Here is an 18,751-nt window from a genome sequence, read left to right on the forward strand (position 1 = left end):
GCTTTTGTTGCTAGAAGTCTTTAGTACTTAAATTGCGAAACCTCGACATTCAAGCGATCTGCTTCACTCGACAAGCCTTGCAATACGTCATCTACATCTTGTACCTGTATAGATACGGCTGAAGACGCATCTGCGATAGAGGTGATACTACCACTTATTTCCTCTGTCACAGCTTTCTGCTCTTCAGTGGCTGCAGCAATTTGAATGTTCATTTCGTTGAGGTCATTGAGCATGCTGACAATTTGTTCCAACATTTGAGTATTCTTATCACAAGTTGTAACTCCCTCCGAGACCGTGTTGTTGGCACTTTCAATACTTTGAGACACGCTCTGAGTTTCGCGCTGCAACGATTCAATTTTTTCGCGGATCTCTTCTGTCGACGATTGGGTTCTTCCCGCCAAGGAGCGTACTTCATCGGCCACTACCGCAAAGCCTCGACCTTGTTCTCCGGCCCTTGCAGCCTCGATAGCTGCGTTCAGAGCAAGAAGGTTGGTTTGTTCAGCAATACCTTGAATTACATCTAATACTTCAGCAATGGAATTTGTCTCGGTATGTAGCCTTTGAATCGCTTCAACAGCGGTTGTCATCTCAGTATCTAACCGTGAAATCTCGGAACCTAGATTTTGACCAACTTGTACACCTTCACTTCCGGTGTCATTGGCATTTCTTACAAACTCAGCCGCACGAGTTGCGAATTGGGCTACTTCAGCAATAGATGCGCTCATTTCATTCACTGCCGTCGCCACCGACTCTGCTCTGTGGTTCTGATCAGCCACAGACTCACGGGTAGTGTTCATATTTCCCGCCATACTCTGTGTGTTGCTATTAAGGTTATTCGTCGTCTGGGCAAACTGGCCAATGATGTCTTGCAGATGGGCAAATAAAGTATTGAGAGAGATAGCCAGATCCGTCATTTCATCTTTGCCTGATTCTTCTAAACGCTGAGTAAGATCGTTGTTTTTGCCTATCCACTGAACCTTTTCACTCGCCAGTATAATTGGCTTCGCGATACTCGTTCCCAGAACATAAGAGATAAACACCGCAACCAGTACAACGATGATGATACTAGTGATCACAGTCATAATGAGAGAGCTAACTAAGGTTTCTACGTCAGCTAATGCTTCCTCTTTATCAATTTCAGTGAGGATACCCCATGTAAGCCCAGCGGCATTGACTGGTGAATAGACTGAAAGTACCTCAACACCCCGATAGTCTTTCACTATGTCCGAACCACTTTGGCCTTTAAGTGACGAGCGAGATGTAGCTGTAGAAACAGGTTGACGGCCAATTGCTGAAGACTTACCTTCAATTTGATCGAGTATAGACTTGGAAACACCAGATGATTTTAATGCCGCAAGATAGTTATTAATATCTTCTATCAAGAACCTTGACTCACTACGAAGTAACCCATCTTGACCGACTAAGTAGGTCTCACCACTATCCCCCAAACCAGCAAAGCTCCAGTTGCCGTTAAAGGTCATAATACGGTTGATTTCATCGACTGGCATTTGGAAGATTAACACACCAATTGTTTTGTTTGCTTGTTTTACAGGCGTAGCTATAAATGAAGCTGCCGCTTCATAAGAAGGATAATAAGGATAGAAGTCTTCCAAGTGATATTGGCTGGCTGACAAGTTCAAGGCATTTTTAAACGCCTTTGCTATACCGCTATTTGCATATGGACCAGTATTTAGATTCGTTGCATAATCAAGTTCTTTAAATACCGAGTAAACAATATTCCCTTCCATATCCACTAAGAAGATATCGTAATAGCCAAATTCTTCGAGGAAACCTTTAACGCTTGGGTGATAAGTAGCGTGTACAGAATCATATTCGGTTCCCAAGGAGTCACTCATTAAGTTGTGCTTTTCCCCCAGAGGATTGGGATTGGTACCAATATAACGGGCTTGGAGTGCTTTGCTACGTGCAGATAGTGCGTTAAGTTTTTGCATTTCGTTCGCAGAGGCACCACCATTCGCCCCTTTATACGTCGCACCAAAATTGGCCTGATAGTATGACCGGAGTTTATTGATATCACTGTCTGAGACTTGTTCTACAGGGTAAGATTGAAACGCTTCGCTAAATGCCACCATTGCGTCTTTGACGCCAATGGAGTTAGCGGTTGTCACGACTTGACCACTAATGTGTTTGAAATAGCTTTCTATTTCGTTTTTCTTGATTTCACGAACAGAAATCAGCTGACTGGTTGCCCGTTCAAATAGAGCTTGCTCAGAGAGTCCGGACGATCGCCACCCTACAATGACCCCCGTGGCGACAACTGCCAAAGTACATAATAGTGTTGAAGCTAACACTATTTTCGTTGCAATCTTCATAACGATAACCCCTCACAGATAGTCCCTATCCGCTCGTTTATATTAGAGGAAACTCGCCAAACAACGTTGTAGTAATACTTTTCTTCCGATGAAGTATCTCTAGCAAGCCGAGTTATTATTTGTATATGCATGCTGTGCTATAAGTGTAAGCACAAATAATAAACTTTTCGATTAGTTGTTAAAAAATATTCTCAAACTAACTACTTAAAGGAAGGGCTAAACCTAGCTGAACGGGGTCTTTATCGCTACATTCTGATACCTCCATCGACTTCAATGATTCGCCCATTGATATAATCATTGTCGAAAATAAATTTAACCGTATTGGCAATTTCAGCCGTTTCACCCATTCTACCAACAGGAATCATTGATTCTAACCTTGCAATCGCTTCGGGTTTCATCTGAGCTGCCATCGGGGTTTCAATCACACCAGGCGCAATGGCCGCAGCCCTAATACCAAATCTCGCAAGCTCTTTTGCCCATGTAGTCGCCAAAGTCGCAACCGCCGCTTTTGAGGCTGCATAATTGGATTGACCTATGTTTCCCGCACGAGCAACACTTGAGATGTTAATGATCACCCCCTTACTTTGAGTGTTAATCATATGCAGAGCTGCTTCTCGCCCACACAGAAAGGTTCCGATCAGGTTGACGTTGACCACTGAATTAAACTGCTCTAGTGACATTTTAGAAATTTGACCATCTTTGACTTTTACTAGTAGACCGTCCCGGAGAATACCCGCATTGTTAACTAATCCATCGAGACGACCAAAATCTGTGACAATGTCACTAAATACCTGTTCAACTTCTGGTTCACTGGTAACATCCGCGCGGTATGTTAACGCTTTAACACCGAGCATATGACACTGCTCTTGAGTCTGTCTGAGTGATTCTTCATTGACATCAATCAACGCCATTTCCGCACCTGCATGGGCTAATGTTACCGCCATCATTTGCCCTAGACCCTGCCCTGCTCCTGTAATCGCAATCACACTTTCTTTCAAGTCCATAGCTTTACCCCTTAGCGCTGGTTTTTGATCTGATAGAACTCAAATAAGCTCGAGAAATCGAGTTCTTGATTACCATTCATATTGTGAAAGGCGTATAGATTGCGTGCCAATGACCCCATAGGCACTGAGGATTGGCTCTTGGTTGCCGCTTCCAAACCAAGACCAAGATCCTTAAGCATTAGTTTACTCATAAATCCAGGCTGGTACTGATTAGAGGCTGGCGCATTTTCCATTACACCTGGGCATGGATTATAAAGTTCTAATGCCCAGTTTCGACCTGAGCTTTGCAACATAATGTTGGAGAGCACTTTAGGGTCTAGGCCATTGTCTATTCCTAAGTTAAGCGCTTCACAGGTTCCAGACATTAAGATACCGAGCATTAAGTTATTGCAGATTTTACCCATTTGCCCGCAGCCCGTTTCACCTGCATGGAATATATTTTTGCCCATATGCTGCAATATTTTCTCTGCTTTATAGAATGCTTCACCACTACCACCGACGATAAAAGTGAGAGTGCCTGCTTTTGCGCCAGCAACACCGCCTGAAACAGGGGCATCGGTAAAGAAAATGCCTTTACTCTTTGCAGCTTGCCCAACACAGCGAGCCGATTCAGGATCAATGGTCGATGAATCAATGACTAGGGCACCTGTTTGAATGTCGTTAAGAAGTCCTTCGTTACTATCACTTCCCAAATAGACTGATCTCACATGCTCACCAGCAGGTAACATAGTGATCACCACGTCGGCGCCTTCTACAACACTCTCTAATGAGTCACACACTTTTGCCCCTGCTTCAGCAAGCGTTTGGGTTAGGCTCTCCACTAAATCATACACTTGCACATTTTGGCCCGCAGAGACCAAGTTTATTGCCATTGGCGCACCCATGTTACCCAGTCCAATAAAAGCAATTGTTTCCATGACGTTTCTCCAAATATTAGATTTACCTAGCTAGAGGTTGCGAGCTAGTAATGACCTAACTGCGACAGTGGGTGTGTGTCATCCGACCAAAGAGAGGTGAATAAGCTATCAATCACCTTTTCTTCTACTTCAGCAACACTCTTATAGCGCCAATTAGGCGTCCCATCCTTATCAATCAATCGTGCGCGCACCCCTTCGCGAAATTCTCCTAACAGGGCGCTACGCACCGAAAGGTTCAGCTCTAAGCGGAAACACTCCGCAAGGGATTTGTGTCGGTACTGCGTCATCTGGCGGTAACAGATATGGGCGGTTATCGCACTGCCTGATACAAGGTTGTTTTTGGCAACGTCTAACCATTTTTCTCCAAAGGCGAGTGCCTTAATATTATCGACAACTTGAATAGCGCTATCAGCATGGCAAGCTGATTGAACGTGATTGAGGTAAGGCACAATTTGCTCATTGGGTTTATGCCCATCAACATCCGATTCGAATGACTCGAGCATCTCGGTCACCACTTCATAAGCATCATCAACACAATCCCAATCGGCAACTTGGAGTTGCTGCAACAAAGTAGATTTGTGCTCAGGTAGAGCCATATGATCAGCCAAGTGAAGCGCGACCGCATCTGCTGCGTTGACCATCATTCCCGTCAAGCCTAAAAAAAGCCCGACCCCGTTGTCGAGACGGTTTAAAAACCAAGTGGCTCCGACATCTGGATAAAGGCCAATACTGATTTCTGGCATAGAAAGGCGAGAGTTAGGAGTCACTACCTTATGACTTGACCCCATGTAAAGTCCCATTCCTCCACCCATTACTATTCCGTGACCCCAAGCAATAATGGGCTTACAGTAGGTATGGATAAGATAGTCGCATTGATACTCGACAGCGAAAAAATGTGAACAAAAATCTTGAATCTGCTCTTCAGTCGATCCACTCATCACGCTGTACATGGTACGAACGTCCCCGCCAGCACAAAACGCTTTTTCCCCCTCTCCCTCTAACAATACACATACAATGGCTTCATCTTCATGCCATTTATCCAGTTGATGTTTCAAACTCGCTAGCATATCCACTGACAACGCGTTTAACGATGGTGCATTGTCTAGTGTGACAACCGCTATTTTATGCGCACTGTCACTACAGGGCAGCTCCGCAAAATGGACTGAATCACTCATATAGCTTCCTCCTGAACCTATTTGTTTTTCCATTCTGGGCGACGTTTTTCTAAAAAGGCGTTAACGCCCTCAGTCTGATCTTGTGTATCAAATAGGTGAATAAATAGCTCGCGCTCTTTCACAAGCCCGTCTGTTATGGGGTTTGCGCGAGCATTCTGAATCAGAGCTTTGCACGCTGAAACGGAAGGTGGCGATTGATTGGCAACCATTTCTGCCAATTTAATCGCGACAGTTAGTGCCTCTCCTTGTTCAACAACCTCTTCAACTAAACGGATAGTAAATGCCTTGTCCGCACTAACTTGCTCACCACACAAAATCATTCGCTTCGCCCACCCTTCGCCAACCAAAGCTGTAAGATTTTGTGTACCACCAGCACACGGCAGCAAACCTACTTTAGCTTCTGGTAGTGCCAGTTTGGCTTGCTTTTCGGCAATTCGAATATCACAAGCGAGCGCGACTTCTAAGCCGCCTCCCATCGCATAGCCATTAATCGCAGCAATTGACACACCGCGAAACGCGCTGAGTGTTTCGAACGCTTCACCAAACGCACTGGCCATACCTTCCGCAACCTCCTTATCCCCCGAGGAAAATAAGTTAAGATCAGCGCCTGCAGAGAAAAATTTTTTCCCTTGCCCGGTCAGCACTAACGCATAAACATCCAAATTACGATTGAGTGCGATAACCAATTCTTTGAGCTGCTGTAAACTCTGCTTCGTCCATGTATTTGCAGGCGGGTTATTCATTGTCAGTACAGCGACGTGGTTATGTATCTTGTATTCGATAGGGTTAGTTGCTTGCTGTGACATAAGCTCTTTCCTTAGAGAATTTCTGAACCTTCACTTAAAAGATGTCTAGCGACAATGACTCGCATGATCTCGTTAGTCCCTTCCAAAATTTGATGCACTCTTACGTCTCTAAAGTGACGTTCCATTGGGTACTCTTTGATATAACCATAGCCCCCATAGACTTGGAGTGCCTGATCGCAAACCTTAAAACCCACATCGGTAGCAAAGCGTTTTGCCATTGCGCAGTACGCAGTTGCATCAGAGTCACCGTTATCAAGTTTACTGGCTGCCAGTCTCACCATTTGCCTAGCAGCGACCAGCTCTGTCACCATATCGGCTAGCTTAAATTGAAGCGCTTGAAAGTGCGCAATAGGTTTACCAAACTGCTGGCGTTCATTGGCATATTGAATCGCGTGATTTAATGCTTGCTGAGCAGTCCCGACCGAACAAGTCGCGATATTTATTCGACCACCGTCTAGCCCTTTCATTGCAAGTACAAAACCTTGCCCTTCTTCACCCAGCAAATATTCTTTGGGAACGACCACATTTTCGAAAGTAATACTGCGTGTTGGCTGTGAGTTCCAACCCATTTTGGGTTCTTTGCGTCCATAGCTGACTCCTTCACTATTTGCTGGAACAACAAACGCTGAAACTCCTTTGGCGCCTTCACAACCTGTTCTCGCCATAACAACCAGCATATCGGTCTCTCCGGCACCAGAGATAAACACCTTAGATCCATTTATAACGTAACCTTGCTCAGTCAGTTTAGCGCTGGTAGTAAGAGAGGCAGCGTCAGACCCAGCATTAGGTTCAGTTAAACAGTACGAACCAAGCCACTCACCGCTTATCAGCTTTGGGCACATCTGTTCTTTGACACTATCGCTTGCGAAACTGCCTACCATCCAAGTCACCATGTTATGAATAGTCATAAAGGCTGTGGTCGAAGTACATCCCATCGCAAGTTGTTCAAATATAATTGAGGAATCTAGGCGACTTAAGCCCAGTCCCCCTTGATCCGCAGGAGTATAAAGGCTGAGAAAACCTAACTCGCCCGCCTGACCCAGAACCTCTTTGGGGAAGATTTGTTGCTCGTCCCACTCTGAAGCATTTGGTGCCAGCTTTTCTCTTGCAAACTGCGCGGCGGTATCCGCGAAGGCTCTTTGATCTTCATTGAGTTCGAAGTTCATATCCCCTCCTTATCGAAGTTGAATCGTCATGTTTGGCCCAGTTGGAATGTCGTCATCAAACCAACGTGCGGTGACGGTCTTGGTTTCGGTATAAAAACGCACCGCTTGCTTGCCATAAGCGTGCAAATCACCATAAAAACTGCCACGCCAACCGGTAAAAGAGAAGAACGGAAGCGGAACTGGGATTGGGACGTTAATCCCAACTTGCCCGACTAATATTTCATGCTGGTATTTTCTCGCCGCTGCACCATTGGCAGTAAAAATAGACGTGCCATTCCCATATGGGTTATTGTTAATTAGCTCGATAGCATCTTCAAGGGTTTCAACCTCTAAGCACACCAGCACTGGGCCAAAAATCTCTTGTTGATAGATAGACATATCAGTCGTCACACCGCTAAATAACGTTGGCGCTAGCCAGTTACCATCAGGATAGCCGTCAACAGTACACTGGCTTCCGTCAAGTTCGCATTTTGCTCCTTGTGTTTTGCCTTCTTCGATCAAACCTAACACACGCTGTTTGGCCTGTTTGCTAATTAGAGGCCCGTAGCCTGCATGCTCATCGTTCCACGCTCCTGGTTTTACTTTTGACATTTCTGCAGCTAAATCGCCAATCCACTCTTTTGAATTACCAACGAACACCGCGACTGAAATCGCCATGCAGCGCTGCCCCGCCGCCCCCACTGAAGATCCCACAAGGTTATTGATTACCTGAGATTTATTGGCATCTGGCATGACAACCATATGATTTTTTGCCCCTGCAAAGGCTTGAATGCGCTTATTGTTCGCGGTACCTGTATGGTAGATATATTGAGCAACCGCAACTGAACCAACAAATGAGACAGCTTTAATGACTGGGTGCTCAAGTAAGTAATCCACCTGTTCTTTGCCGCCATGCACAACTTGCAGCACACCTTTGGGCGCACCGGCTTGCTCAAACAATTCAGCGAGACGCATTGCGGTTAAAGGGACTTGCTCTGAAGGCTTAAGAACAAAGGAATTACCAGCCGCAATCGCAAGTGGGAACATCCACAAAGGAATCATCGCAGGGAAGTTAAACGGGGTAATCCCACAGCACACACCCAAAGGTTGAATCAGTGAGTAGGAATCAATATCTGTAGCGACGTTCTCAACCGTTTCCCCCATCATGTTACTGGCAATATTCCCCGCTTGCTCGACCACCTCAATACCACGCCAAACATCGCCTTTGGCATCAACAGTCGTTTTGCCTGTCTCTTTAGACAAAATCATCGCGAGCTCATCATGGTGCTCTTTTAACAAATGCTGATACCTAAGCATGACGCGGGCGCGCTCAGAGACAGCGACATTTTTCCATTGATGAAAAACGCTCTCTGCACTACGAATTGCTCGCTCCAGTTCATCTTCTGTTGCACAGGGAAGCTCGGCAATGATCTGATTGGTAGCAGGATTAGTTACATCAATCCATTCGCTGGTTTCAGATTGGCAAAATTCGCCGCCGATAAATAAAGAGACTAACTGTGTCATTGTGTTTTCCTTTCCTTTTGCGTTGGCTCTTAGACTGGGATCTCGATAGCTATCGCGGTTGCTTCACCACCACCGATACAAATTGCAGCCACGCCTTTCATTGATTTACGATTTGTAGCATCACCATCAATACCATAGGCCTGTAACTGTCTGAGGCTATAAATTAGAGTGGTTAAGATTCGTGCCCCACTTGCACCAATTGGATGCCCTAAAGCACAAGCGCCTCCTTTGATATTGACTTTACTGCTATCAAGATGAAGCTCTTTGACAGCTATCTGAGTGACGACAGCAAAGGCTTCGTTGATTTCCCAAAGATCGACATCTTCAACTTCCCAATCTAGGGAAGAGAGCAGTTGCTCAATGGCATATACAGGGGCAATCGTAAACTCTGCAGGTTTTCGAGCATGGCTAGCGTGCGCTTTTATGATGGCGAGGGGTTTGATTGCTTGCTGTTTGGCATAATCGGCTTCCATCAATATCAGAGCCGCAGCACCGTCAGAAATTGCGCTAGAGTTAGCTGCCGTGATAGAGCCCTCTTTGGCAAAAGCAGGTTTAAGATTTGGGATTTTATTTACGTCGATAGAGCGTGGCTGCTCGTCATAAGCAAGCAAATCACCATTCTTACGCTCTATTTCAACCAGTTCATCACGAAACATTTTCTGGTTGTCTGCAGCGACAGCACGCTGAACAGATTGCGTCGCCCATTCATCCATTTGCTCGCGGGTAAATTGCAATTTATCGGCGATTTGCTGGCCGTAAACGCCCATAAGCTCACCCTCGTAGGCATCTTGCAGTCCATCTAAGAACATGTGGTCATAAGTATTTTTATGACCCATTCGCATCCCACTGCGTGAGTCTTTCAGCAGATAAGGGGCGTTGGTCATACTCTCCATTCCCCCTGCTAGTGCGCATTGGATGGAGCCCAGTTTGATCAAATCGTATGCGAGCATGACCGACTTCATTCCTGAGCCACAGACTTTGTTCACCGTGGTACAAGGTGTCTCGGCTATTAATCCACCATTAAGTGCAGCTTGCCTTGCTGGGGCCTGACCGCACCCTGCTGGTAATACACACCCCATATACACTTCTTCAACAATACTTGGTGATAAGCCCGCCTGCTCAAGCGCCCCCCGAATCGCCAATGCACCCAGTTGGGGTGACGAGTATTCCGCCAACAAACCTTGAAACTTCCCCATCGGAGTGCGTTTCGCTGACACTATCCAAATCTCTTTTTGTTCCATGCGCCACCCTCTTTGACGTAGCTCTGTAACCAAACGGTGAGTATTCTCATCCAAGAGCTTTTTAATGGCTGCTGTGTCATCCCATTAAATCGGCTCAACTTAATTTCTTGACGTTTACGTAAGCATAGCACTAACATTTACGTAAACGTAAAGAAACAAAATAAACTTATTAGCAATTGATTTGATCCAGCCAATTCTGAATCAACCAACGACCCCAAGAATGAATTAACTAGGAATAGAGTCTCAGTGGAAAAATATAAAATCAGCGATCTGGCAAGAGAATTCGACATCACTACGCGAAGCATACGTTTTTACGAAGATGAGGGGCTAATTCAACCAGAGCGTAAAGGCAGCATGCGTATCTATAACCGGCGCGATAGAACCCGCCTCAAGTTAATTCTACGAGGAAAAAGACTAGGGTTCTCTTTGGCGGAGATTCGCGAACTGTTTGAACTCTACGATACTCATCAAGGAAATACTCAGCTAACTGAAATGCTGAAGATCATTGATGAAAAAGAAGCGGTGCTTATGCGCCAGCTCGATGACATTAAGAATATGCTTGATGATTTAAACATTGCACGTGAGCGTTGTGAGCAAGCATTAGTAACAAGCCAAGTAAGCTAACCTTTCTTAAACGTCTTCGAGTCACTTTTAGTAAAGACTGGTTTAAACCATTCGCTCGGAGGCGTTATGTTATCTCAGTATACCCCGCTAAATTTTGGCCTAGGTGAGTCCATCAATCTACTACGTGAACATGTGTGTGGATTTGCCCAACAACATATTGCCCCTCTCGCGGCTGAAATTGACCAAACCAATAGCTTTCCCAATCATTTATGGCCGAAATTCGGTGAAATGGGTTTATTGGGTGTCACAGTCAGCGAGCAATACGATGGCGCTCAAATGGGCTACCTTGCTCACGTAGTTGCAATGGAAGAAATCAGCCGTGCTTCAGCATCTATTGCGCTCAGCTACGGCGCTCACTCAAACTTGTGTGTTAACCAAATCTTTCGCAATGGTAATGACACTCAGCGTGCTCAGTATCTACCAAAACTGATCGAAGGTGCACACATTGGTGCACTGGCAATGAGCGAGCCCAATGCAGGTTCGGATGTCGTTGGTATGCAGCTTAAGGCGGAGTTAAATGGTGATCGCTACCTGCTTAACGGCTCCAAAATGTGGATCACTAATGGCCCAGATGCAGACGTGATTGTCGTTTATGCGAAAACGGAACCAGATAAAGGATCAAAAGGTATTACTGCATTCATTGTTGAGAAGCATTTCAAAGGCTTTAGCCACGCACAAAAACTCGACAAACTGGGTATGCGCGGTTCAAACACTTGTGAGCTAGTATTTGAAAATTGCGAGGTACCAGTAGAGAACGTTTTAGGCCAAGTGAATAAGGGCGTAAAAGTATTGATGAGCGGGTTAGATTACGAGCGAGTTGTGCTCGCCGCTGGCCCACTTGGCATTATGCAAGCTTGCCTCGACTTGGTTATTCCTTACATCCATGACAGAAAGCAGTTCGGTCAATCGATTGGCGAATTCCAATTGGTCCAGGCCAAAGTCGCTGATATGTACACCCGAACCAATGCCGCTCGTGCCTACCTATATACTGTTGCAAGTGCGTGTGATCGAGGGCATGCAAGTCGTAAAGATGCAGCCGGAGTTATCCTCTATTGTGCTGAACTCGCTACTCAGATTGCACTAGATGCAATCCAACTTCTTGGTGGCAATGGCTATATCAACGAGTTCCCTGCGGGACGACTGCTTCGAGACGCAAAACTGTATGAAATTGGTGCCGGTACGTCGGAGATCCGTCGCATGCTCATAGGTCGCGAGCTATTTGAAGAAACCCGTTAATGAGGTCACGATGCCAGCAATAAGGTCAAAAATTAAAAAAGACGCACCACTGTATAGCGACAACTTCTCTGCAATGGAGATCTTGGTCGAGAAGTTGCGTTCGGATATTGCCACTATTAAACAAGGAGGCGGTGAGAAAGCACTAGAGCATCAACTCCGAAAGGGAAAACTACCTGTTCGTGAACGCATTACGCTGCTACTCGATAACGACAGCCCCTTCCTTGAAATCGCTCAATTCGCAGCGTGGCAAGTCTATGAAGAAAATGTTCCATGCGCAGGTGTCGTCGCGGGTATTGGGCAAATTAACGGTCAACAGTGCATGGTGATCGCGAATGATTCCTCAGTCAAAGGTGGCACCTACTATCCGCTCACAGTGAAGAAGCACCTAAGGGCACAGGAGATCGCTAAACGCTGCCAATTGCCCTGTATCTATCTGGTCGATTCGGGTGGTGCCAACCTACCGCATCAAGCTGAGGTGTTTGCAGATAAAGAGCACTTTGGGCGGATTTTCTTCAATCAAGCGCGCATGTCAGCCGAAGGAATACCTCAGATTGCTGTTGTACTGGGCCTTTGTACCGCTGGAGGCGCCTACATTCCTGCAATGTCCGATGTTGCAATCATGGTGAAACAACAAGGAACTATCTTTTTAGCAGGTCCACCACTTGTGAAAGCCGCGACAGGTGAAATAGTGACAGATGAAGAGCTTGGAGGCGCTGATGTCCATTGCAGGAAATCTGGTGTTGCTGATTACTATGCAGAAAATGAACACCATGCCATGCTATTAGCGAGAGAAGCCGTTGCTAACACCAACCTACTATCAGTTCACAAGCATGCATTGGGAGACATAATCCCTCCCAAATATGCGCCGGAAGAAATTTATGGTGTGGTGAGTGCTAATTTGCGTTTGTCGTTTGATGTCAGAGAAGTTATCGCGCGCATTGTAGATGGTTCAGAGTTCGATGAGTTCAAGTCACTGTTTGGCACCACACTAGTATGTGGCTTTGCCCGCATTGAAGGCCACCTGATTGGGATTGTGGCAAACAATGGCATTCTATTTTCTGAATCGGCTCAGAAAGGGGCGCATTTTATTGAACTGTGCGCCAAACGGAAAGTCCCACTACTCTTTTTGCAGAACATCACTGGATTTATGGTTGGAAAAAAAGTCGAGGAAGGGGGTATTGCAAAAAACGGCGCTAAGCTAGTCATGGCTGTGGCATGCGCTGACGTGCCTAAGTTTACCATCATTATCGGTGGTTCTTATGGCGCTGGAAACTATGGCATGTGTGGCCGGGCTTATGAGCCGACTATGATGTGGATGTGGCCTAATGCACGGATCTCTGTCATGGGTGGCGAACAGGCGGCTGGAGTCTTAACTCAGGTAAAACAACACGTTATGCAAAGACAGGGGAAAGAGTGGCATCCTGAGCAAGAACAGCAGTTTCGCGATGAGATTCTTGACCAATATGAGGCTCAAGGGCACCCCTACTACGCCAGTGCCAGACTATGGGATGATGGCATCATCGATCCGAAAGACACCCGTGGCGTGTTAGCTCATGCGCTTAAAATCGCTCAAAACGCACCTATTGAAGAGAGCCACTTCGGAATATTCAGGATGTGATGAAATGAGGCAAAATCGCAACAAAGCAAAACCTAACTATGTCTTAGTGCAATTAAATGAAAATGGCATTGCAAGCTTAGTGTTGAACCGTCCAGACTGCGCCAACGCGTTCAATGCCGAGGTAATTGCTCAGTTGATCACTCACCTAGATACCCTTTCTTCTGATCCGCGGGTACGGGGGCTGATACTTGCAGGCCAAGGAAAACACTTTTCGGCAGGCGCAGACATTGAATGGATGCGCTCTATGGCAACGAAGGGCCAACAAAAAAACCAGCTCGATGCCTATCAGCTTTCGACTTTGCTTGAAAAACTAGATCGTTTCCCACATCCGACTGTCGCTGTCGTACAGGGCAGCGCATTTGGTGGTGCTCTCGGGCTTATCTGCTGCTGTGACATGGTCATTGCCAGTGACAATGCCGCATTTTGTTTAAGTGAAGTGAGGCTAGGACTTGTGCCTGCAACCATTGCCCCCTACGTGATACGTGCAATGGGGGTAAGAAATGCTCGCCGTTACATGCTCTCTGCAGAAAAAATTAATGCCGAGACCGCTTGCAGGCTCAATATCGTTCATCAAATTTCACACTCTGACAATCTTCAAAATCAGGCGCTAACTTGGCTAACACCACTGCTGGCACATAGCCCCCACGCTTTGGTTGAAGCAAAAAAACTTTGTCATCATTGCCATCACAGCCCCATTGATGAGTCGATGAAAAGCTATACCAGTGAGCTGATCGCAGATATTCGTGTCTCACCTCAAGGTCAAGAAGGTTTGTCGGCGTTCCTACAAAAACGTGCACCCAATTGGAATAACCTTAGTAGTGGTGAAAAGAAATGATGGCAACAAGCATTAAGCTACCACCAAGGGTGAAAATAGTCGAAGTTGGCCCTCGCGATGGACTTCAAAATGAATCCACTTTACCAATTGCCGCTAAGGTTGAGCTGATAGATAGACTCTCTCAGACCGGAGTCTCACAGATCGAATCAGGTGCTTTTGTTTCTGAGTCAAAAATACCACAAATGGCGAACTCCAATGAGGTGTTTAAAAGAATATCACGCCAACAAGGTCTCACCTATTCCGCCCTAACGCCTAATATTCGTGGTTTAGAGTCCGCCATCGACAGTGGAGTTGACCAAGTTGCCGTCTTCACCGCTGCATCGGAAGGTTTTTGTCAGCGCAATATCAACTGTTCTATCTCGCAGAGCTTAGAGCGCTTTAAAGACGTGATAGAGTTGGCATCCAAATACAAGTTGCCTGTGCGGGGCTATCTGTCATGCATTGTCGATTGTCCCTATGACGGCGCGACTGCCCCTCAGCAGGTCGCCAACATTACGCAAACTATGTTGGATATGGGTTGCTATGAAGTCTCTTTGGGCGACACGTTGGGTACAGGAACGCCGCTTGGCATAGCAAGAGTGCTCGAAGCTATTTTGGCGGACGTCAGCCCCTGGCAGATTGCTGCACATTTTCATGATACTTATGGTCAAGCGCTCGCTAATTTGTACCAGGCGTTACTAATGGGAGTCTCAACGATCGATTCGAGTGTCGCTGGTTTAGGTGGCTGCCCCTATGCCACAGGGGCAGCAGGCAATGTCGCCACTGAAGATGTACTTTACCTTTGCCAAGGCTTAGGGATCGAAACAGGCATCGACTTAAACAAGATGATAATCATCGCTTGGTATATCTGCCAACAACTCAATAAGGCCCCCACGTCAAAGGTATCGCTTGCGAGCCCACCCTCCCCACTACCGTAAGCCACTGCTTTATATGGACTTTCATGGTGACTAGAGTTCATTCTGAAGCTCGAGTCATATCCTGAACACGTGGTAGGTCATTGTGTGACCCGCATTGTAGAGCACAAACCGACCGCTTATTGGCTACACTTATCAAAAGTTGATTGAAAGAGATAGAACCATGAAGGTCAAAGTCATCATTGCAATCATATTGTCGATGCTGTCAGTGCAGGTACAAGCTAATGTCGTCTGGGCAATACAAGATGAATGGCCTCCCTACGTGATTGACTCTCATGAAGTTAGAGGGCTTGCTCACGACATCATATCAGAAGCTTTTGCGGCTCAGGGTTATAAACTTAAACACACGATCAAACCATGGAGCCGGGCTTTAAGAGAAGTGGCGACCCAACGCTATGATATTGCGCTCACCGTATGGAAGAGCAGTGAAAGGCTTGAATACCTGTATTTTAGTGATGCGTACCTAACCAATTCATTAATTTTTATCTCACTCAAAGGGAATGCCTTTGAATACACAGGATTAGCAAGCCTAAAAGGAAAAAGGATTGGGGTGCTTCGTGGCTACGCCTATGACGACGACTTTATGCAGTCGAATCATTTTGATCGCTTGGATGCAGAGAATCTATTAACCAATATAAGGAAGCTGAAAGCAGAACGAATTGATGCTTTGGTTGCGGACAAGATCTTTTTCCGCTGGTTTGTAAAACACAACAATTTGGATATCAATGACTTTTCATTGATTGATAATCCTCTAGCTGAAAACCCTTTGTATATCGCGATAAGCCATGATCATCCAAACAAAGAACGCATCATTTCTGCGTTCAATATAGGACTTCAGAAGCTACAACAATCTGGCCGAATTACTACAATTCTCAAAAAATACGAGTAACCAAAGTGGAGATCGCATCTCACTAATTATTGATCAACATATTCGTTGCATTAACTCGACATAAGGATCTCTTGATTCAAGAATCTGTGTCTAACCTCCAACTTTTCGGTCTGCTTTCTAAAAACCACGTGAAATCATCAAGATAAATATGTTAACTATCATCAATAATATTTGAACTAACGTCACAATATCGGTGTGATTTTTCATTCGCAATCCAAGTGGCACTCTGTAACAGGTTATCGAATTACAACAATGAAGATCTTAGTGTGTGACGACTCGGTTATTGCTCGCAAATCGATTATCGGCAGAATTGCTCCTTCGACCAATCTCACCATTCATCAAGCTGAACACGGAAAAGAAGCGCTTGAAATCATGTTGACGCATGATATTGATCTGCTTTTCTTAGATCTTACCATGCCCGTTATGGATGGCTTTGAAGTATTGGCATCGGTGCCTGTGAACCATTACCCAACACAAGTGGTTGTTGTGTCGGGTGACATCCAACTGGAAGCAAAGTCCCGCTGCAAAGATTTGGGGGCCAAACATTTTATCGAAAAGCCTTTTGTGACGTCTGATTTGGTTTCGTTATTTGAATACTACCAACTACCTCTACGCAACACGGATATCAGACCCAATAAACACAGCCACAAACCGATTGATTTAATGGCTGCAATCCGCGAAATGAGCAACGTGGCGCTTGGGGCAAGTGCCTCTCTTATTTCACAACAGATGGGCCGATTTATTGAAATGCCCTTACCAAATGTCGCCTCTTTACATCAGTCAGAATTAACCATGACAGTGCAAGATATCGTCAACAATTCTGAATCTCGTGCCGTCTCTCAACGCTTTGTTGGCAATGGCATCAATGGAGAAGCCTTGGTATGTTTGCATGGCTCTGGTTTTGAGTTGCTGGTAAGTACGGAAGAGGATGCCGTTGGCAGCTCAGTCAACGAAGTGATTTTAGATCTGTCAAATTTACTGGTGTCTTCATTTCTTAACTCCTTTAGTAAGCAGTTAGACATTGCGATTTCTTTGCGCCAACCCATCGTTCTGGAAAAAGAGCTACTACAAGTCTCTTTAGCTTGCGACCAGTTTCTAAAAGACTATGAGCAAGATATTTTTACTATCGAGTTTGTTTATAAAGCAGAGAACTTAGATATTGCCTGTGACATTATCTTTTTGATGGATTACGAGTCTTTAAACGCGATAGAAGATATTTTAGAGAGTGTGTTATGAAGTCCACAAATATAGAAGATTTACACTGGATAATGCAAATCCTCGGTGATTTAGACGCAGGGCTGATCGTCATTGATAAAGAGTACAAAGTCTGTGTCTGGAATACGTTTATGCAATCTTATAGTGGTATCGGCGCAGATGAAATTCTCGGCAAAACACTTTTTGACACCATCGATGGACTCCCTGAACTATGGCTTCGCGGCAAAGTCAGTGCCGCATTTACCCTAAACAGCAGAGGATTTTCTTGCTGGGAAGATCGCCCGTTTCTTTTTAAGTTTATAAACTTTAGTCCTATTTCAAACGGGCTAAAGGAAATGCATCAAAATATTACTTTTTCTCCGTTAACTTCTGTTAACGGAGAAGTGTCTCACGTCAGTATCATCATTAGTGACGTCAGCGATATCGCGAAAAATAAAATTCACCTGACAGACTCCAATCAAAAGCTGTCTGACCTTAGTAAAACAGACGGCCTGACCAAGCTATACAACCGAGCCTATTGGGAAAGCTGTTTGCAGAAGGAGTTTGAACATTGCCAAATAACGGGATCAACATCGTCTCTTGTTATCTTTGATATCGACCACTTTAAACGAGTCAATGATACCTTTGGTCATACTGTAGGAGACGCAGTCATTCGTCATACTGCAAATGAGCTAAAGAAAGCTTCTCGCGAGTCAGATATTTGCGGTAGATACGGCGGTGAAGAGTTTACTGTTCTTCTGCCTGGCACCTGTGCAACTCAGGCACTCTACTTTACTGAGAGACTACGTAAGCGAATAGAACAAGCGAACGTCGACTACGAACAGCACTCGGTGAAATATACGGTGAGCCTTGGCGTATGTGAACTTTCGCCCTATCAAACCAGTCATTTAACTTGGTTGGAACATGCAGACAAATCACTCTATTTCTCTAAACAAACCGGAAGAAATCGTTCGACGATCTTTGACCCAGCTTTGATTAGGTAAATGTGTGAAAATTTGGAGCGTACTGCGGGAATCGAACCCGCATCATCAGCTTGGAAGGCTGAGGTAATAGCCATTATACGAAGTACGCATTAAGATGTTTGAGCCTAAAAAGGCTTGGAGCGTGCAGCGGGAATCGAACCCGCATCATCAGCTTGGAAGGCTGAGGTAATAGCCATTATACGATGCACGCATCATCGTGAAGACAGATTCAATATGCCACAGATAACTGAAAAGAAAAGCGTTTTCTTTCTATATTATGGTTAAGTGGTGAAGTTCGCACCACTTTGGCCTC

Annotated in this window: 16 protein-coding genes and 2 tRNA genes; 8 read left to right on the forward strand and 10 right to left on the reverse strand. The window is 45.4% G+C overall.

Translation table 11 applies throughout. The annotated features are described in order from the left end of the window. Positions 1–20: 20 nt before the first annotated feature. The 8 genes from ZX61_RS02170 to ZX61_RS02205 form a co-directional block, all read right to left on the reverse strand. Complete coding sequence (locus tag ZX61_RS02170) at positions 21–2,333, reverse strand: methyl-accepting chemotaxis protein (RefSeq protein WP_049843077.1); 2,313 nt, start codon at positions 2,331–2,333, stop codon at positions 21–23. A gap of 245 nt (positions 2,334–2,578) precedes the next feature. Continuing rightward, the gene (locus tag ZX61_RS02175; protein ID WP_049843078.1) at positions 2,579–3,337 is read right to left on the reverse strand and encodes an SDR family oxidoreductase; all 759 of its coding nucleotides are present in this window, start codon (positions 3,335–3,337) and stop codon (positions 2,579–2,581) included. An 11-nt stretch (positions 3,338–3,348) separates the two neighbouring features. Then, complete coding sequence (gene mmsB, locus ZX61_RS02180) at positions 3,349–4,254, reverse strand: 3-hydroxyisobutyrate dehydrogenase (protein WP_049843079.1); 906 nt, start codon at positions 4,252–4,254, stop codon at positions 3,349–3,351. A gap of 44 nt (positions 4,255–4,298) precedes the next feature. After that, complete coding sequence (locus tag ZX61_RS02185) at positions 4,299–5,429, reverse strand: enoyl-CoA hydratase/isomerase family protein (RefSeq protein WP_049843080.1); 1,131 nt, start codon at positions 5,427–5,429, stop codon at positions 4,299–4,301. Between the two features lie 17 nt (positions 5,430–5,446). Next, complete coding sequence (locus ZX61_RS02190) at positions 5,447–6,235, reverse strand: enoyl-CoA hydratase (protein ID WP_049843081.1); 789 nt, start codon at positions 6,233–6,235, stop codon at positions 5,447–5,449. 11 nt (positions 6,236–6,246) lie between these two features. Continuing rightward, positions 6,247–7,401 (reverse strand): acyl-CoA dehydrogenase family protein, encoded by a 1,155-nt coding sequence (locus ZX61_RS02195; protein WP_049843082.1) that lies wholly within the window; start codon positions 7,399–7,401, stop codon positions 6,247–6,249. A gap of 9 nt (positions 7,402–7,410) precedes the next feature. Continuing rightward, positions 7,411–8,904 carry a CoA-acylating methylmalonate-semialdehyde dehydrogenase gene (locus tag ZX61_RS02200; RefSeq protein ID WP_049843083.1) on the reverse strand — a complete coding sequence of 498 codons (1,494 nt, stop codon included), beginning with the start codon at positions 8,902–8,904 and terminating at the stop codon, positions 7,411–7,413. A 29-nt stretch (positions 8,905–8,933) separates the two neighbouring features. Then, entirely contained in the window at positions 8,934–10,145 is a 1,212-nt protein-coding gene (locus ZX61_RS02205) for an acetyl-CoA C-acyltransferase (RefSeq protein WP_049843084.1), read from the reverse strand. A 246-nt stretch (positions 10,146–10,391) separates the two neighbouring features. Here ZX61_RS02205 and ZX61_RS02210 point away from each other — a divergent pair, with 246 nt between their 5' ends. From ZX61_RS02210 to ZX61_RS02245, 8 genes are all read left to right on the forward strand, one after another. Next, a complete protein-coding gene (locus ZX61_RS02210) occupies positions 10,392–10,769 on the forward strand; it encodes a MerR family transcriptional regulator (RefSeq protein WP_049843085.1) in 378 nt (125 codons plus the stop codon). A 66-nt stretch (positions 10,770–10,835) separates the two neighbouring features. Further along, the gene (locus tag ZX61_RS02215) at positions 10,836–12,005 is read left to right on the forward strand and encodes an isovaleryl-CoA dehydrogenase (protein ID WP_049843086.1); all 1,170 of its coding nucleotides are present in this window, start codon (positions 10,836–10,838) and stop codon (positions 12,003–12,005) included. 10 nt (positions 12,006–12,015) lie between these two features. Continuing rightward, the gene (locus tag ZX61_RS02220) at positions 12,016–13,623 is read left to right on the forward strand and encodes a carboxyl transferase domain-containing protein (protein ID WP_049843087.1); all 1,608 of its coding nucleotides are present in this window, start codon (positions 12,016–12,018) and stop codon (positions 13,621–13,623) included. A 4-nt stretch (positions 13,624–13,627) separates the two neighbouring features. Further along, entirely contained in the window at positions 13,628–14,458 is an 831-nt protein-coding gene (locus ZX61_RS02225; RefSeq protein ID WP_049843088.1) for an enoyl-CoA hydratase-related protein, read from the forward strand. Then, entirely contained in the window at positions 14,458–15,375 is a 918-nt protein-coding gene (locus tag ZX61_RS02230) for a hydroxymethylglutaryl-CoA lyase (RefSeq protein WP_049843089.1), read from the forward strand. Before ZX61_RS02225 ends, ZX61_RS02230 begins: the two co-directional genes overlap by 1 nt. A gap of 160 nt (positions 15,376–15,535) precedes the next feature. After that, complete coding sequence (locus ZX61_RS02235; RefSeq protein WP_049843090.1) at positions 15,536–16,261, forward strand: substrate-binding periplasmic protein; 726 nt, start codon at positions 15,536–15,538, stop codon at positions 16,259–16,261. A 252-nt stretch (positions 16,262–16,513) separates the two neighbouring features. Beyond that, on the forward strand, positions 16,514–17,497 hold the full coding sequence (locus ZX61_RS02240) for a response regulator (protein WP_049843091.1): 984 nt from the start codon (positions 16,514–16,516) through the stop codon (positions 17,495–17,497). After that, positions 17,494–18,459 (forward strand): diguanylate cyclase, encoded by a 966-nt coding sequence (locus ZX61_RS02245; protein ID WP_049843092.1) that lies wholly within the window; start codon positions 17,494–17,496, stop codon positions 18,457–18,459. Before ZX61_RS02240 ends, ZX61_RS02245 begins: the two co-directional genes overlap by 4 nt. Positions 18,460–18,472: 13 nt before the next feature. Here the strand turns inward: ZX61_RS02245 and ZX61_RS02250 are convergent. Both ZX61_RS02250 and ZX61_RS02255 read right to left on the reverse strand, forming a co-directional pair. Then, positions 18,473–18,547 (reverse strand) — tRNA-Gly (locus ZX61_RS02250). Between the two features lie 27 nt (positions 18,548–18,574). Then, positions 18,575–18,649: transfer RNA gene (locus ZX61_RS02255), tRNA-Gly, on the reverse strand. Between the last annotated feature and the right edge of the window lie 102 nt (positions 18,650–18,751).

Source organism: Vibrio sp. VPAP30 (assembly GCF_001188205.1).
GTDB lineage: Bacteria > Pseudomonadota > Gammaproteobacteria > Enterobacterales > Vibrionaceae > Vibrio > Vibrio bivalvicida.

Bases quoted from the DNA above. Each gene is read 5' to 3' on its own strand.
- ZX61_RS02235 (WP_049843090.1), top strand. From the start codon at position 15,536: ATGAAGGTCAAAGTCATCATTGCAATCATATTGTCGATGCTGTCAGTG.
- ZX61_RS02205 (WP_049843084.1), bottom strand. From the start codon at position 10,145: ATGGAACAAAAAGAGATTTGGATAGTGTCAGCGAAACGCACTCCGATG.
- ZX61_RS02200 (WP_049843083.1), bottom strand. From the start codon at position 8,904: ATGACACAGTTAGTCTCTTTATTTATCGGCGGCGAATTTTGCCAATCT.
- mmsB (WP_049843079.1), bottom strand. From the start codon at position 4,254: ATGGAAACAATTGCTTTTATTGGACTGGGTAACATGGGTGCGCCAATG.
- ZX61_RS02215 (WP_049843086.1), top strand. From the start codon at position 10,836: ATGTTATCTCAGTATACCCCGCTAAATTTTGGCCTAGGTGAGTCCATC.
- ZX61_RS02190 (WP_049843081.1), bottom strand. From the start codon at position 6,235: ATGTCACAGCAAGCAACTAACCCTATCGAATACAAGATACATAACCAC.
- ZX61_RS02185 (WP_049843080.1), bottom strand. From the start codon at position 5,429: ATGAGTGATTCAGTCCATTTTGCGGAGCTGCCCTGTAGTGACAGTGCG.
- ZX61_RS02230 (WP_049843089.1), top strand. From the start codon at position 14,458: ATGGCAACAAGCATTAAGCTACCACCAAGGGTGAAAATAGTCGAAGTT.
- ZX61_RS02240 (WP_049843091.1), top strand. From the start codon at position 16,514: ATGAAGATCTTAGTGTGTGACGACTCGGTTATTGCTCGCAAATCGATT.
- ZX61_RS02170 (WP_049843077.1), bottom strand. From the start codon at position 2,333: ATGAAGATTGCAACGAAAATAGTGTTAGCTTCAACACTATTATGTACT.
- ZX61_RS02220 (WP_049843087.1), top strand. From the start codon at position 12,016: ATGCCAGCAATAAGGTCAAAAATTAAAAAAGACGCACCACTGTATAGC.
- ZX61_RS02175 (WP_049843078.1), bottom strand. From the start codon at position 3,337: ATGGACTTGAAAGAAAGTGTGATTGCGATTACAGGAGCAGGGCAGGGT.
- ZX61_RS02245 (WP_049843092.1), top strand. From the start codon at position 17,494: ATGAAGTCCACAAATATAGAAGATTTACACTGGATAATGCAAATCCTC.
- ZX61_RS02225 (WP_049843088.1), top strand. From the start codon at position 13,628: ATGAGGCAAAATCGCAACAAAGCAAAACCTAACTATGTCTTAGTGCAA.
- ZX61_RS02195 (WP_049843082.1), bottom strand. From the start codon at position 7,401: ATGAACTTCGAACTCAATGAAGATCAAAGAGCCTTCGCGGATACCGCC.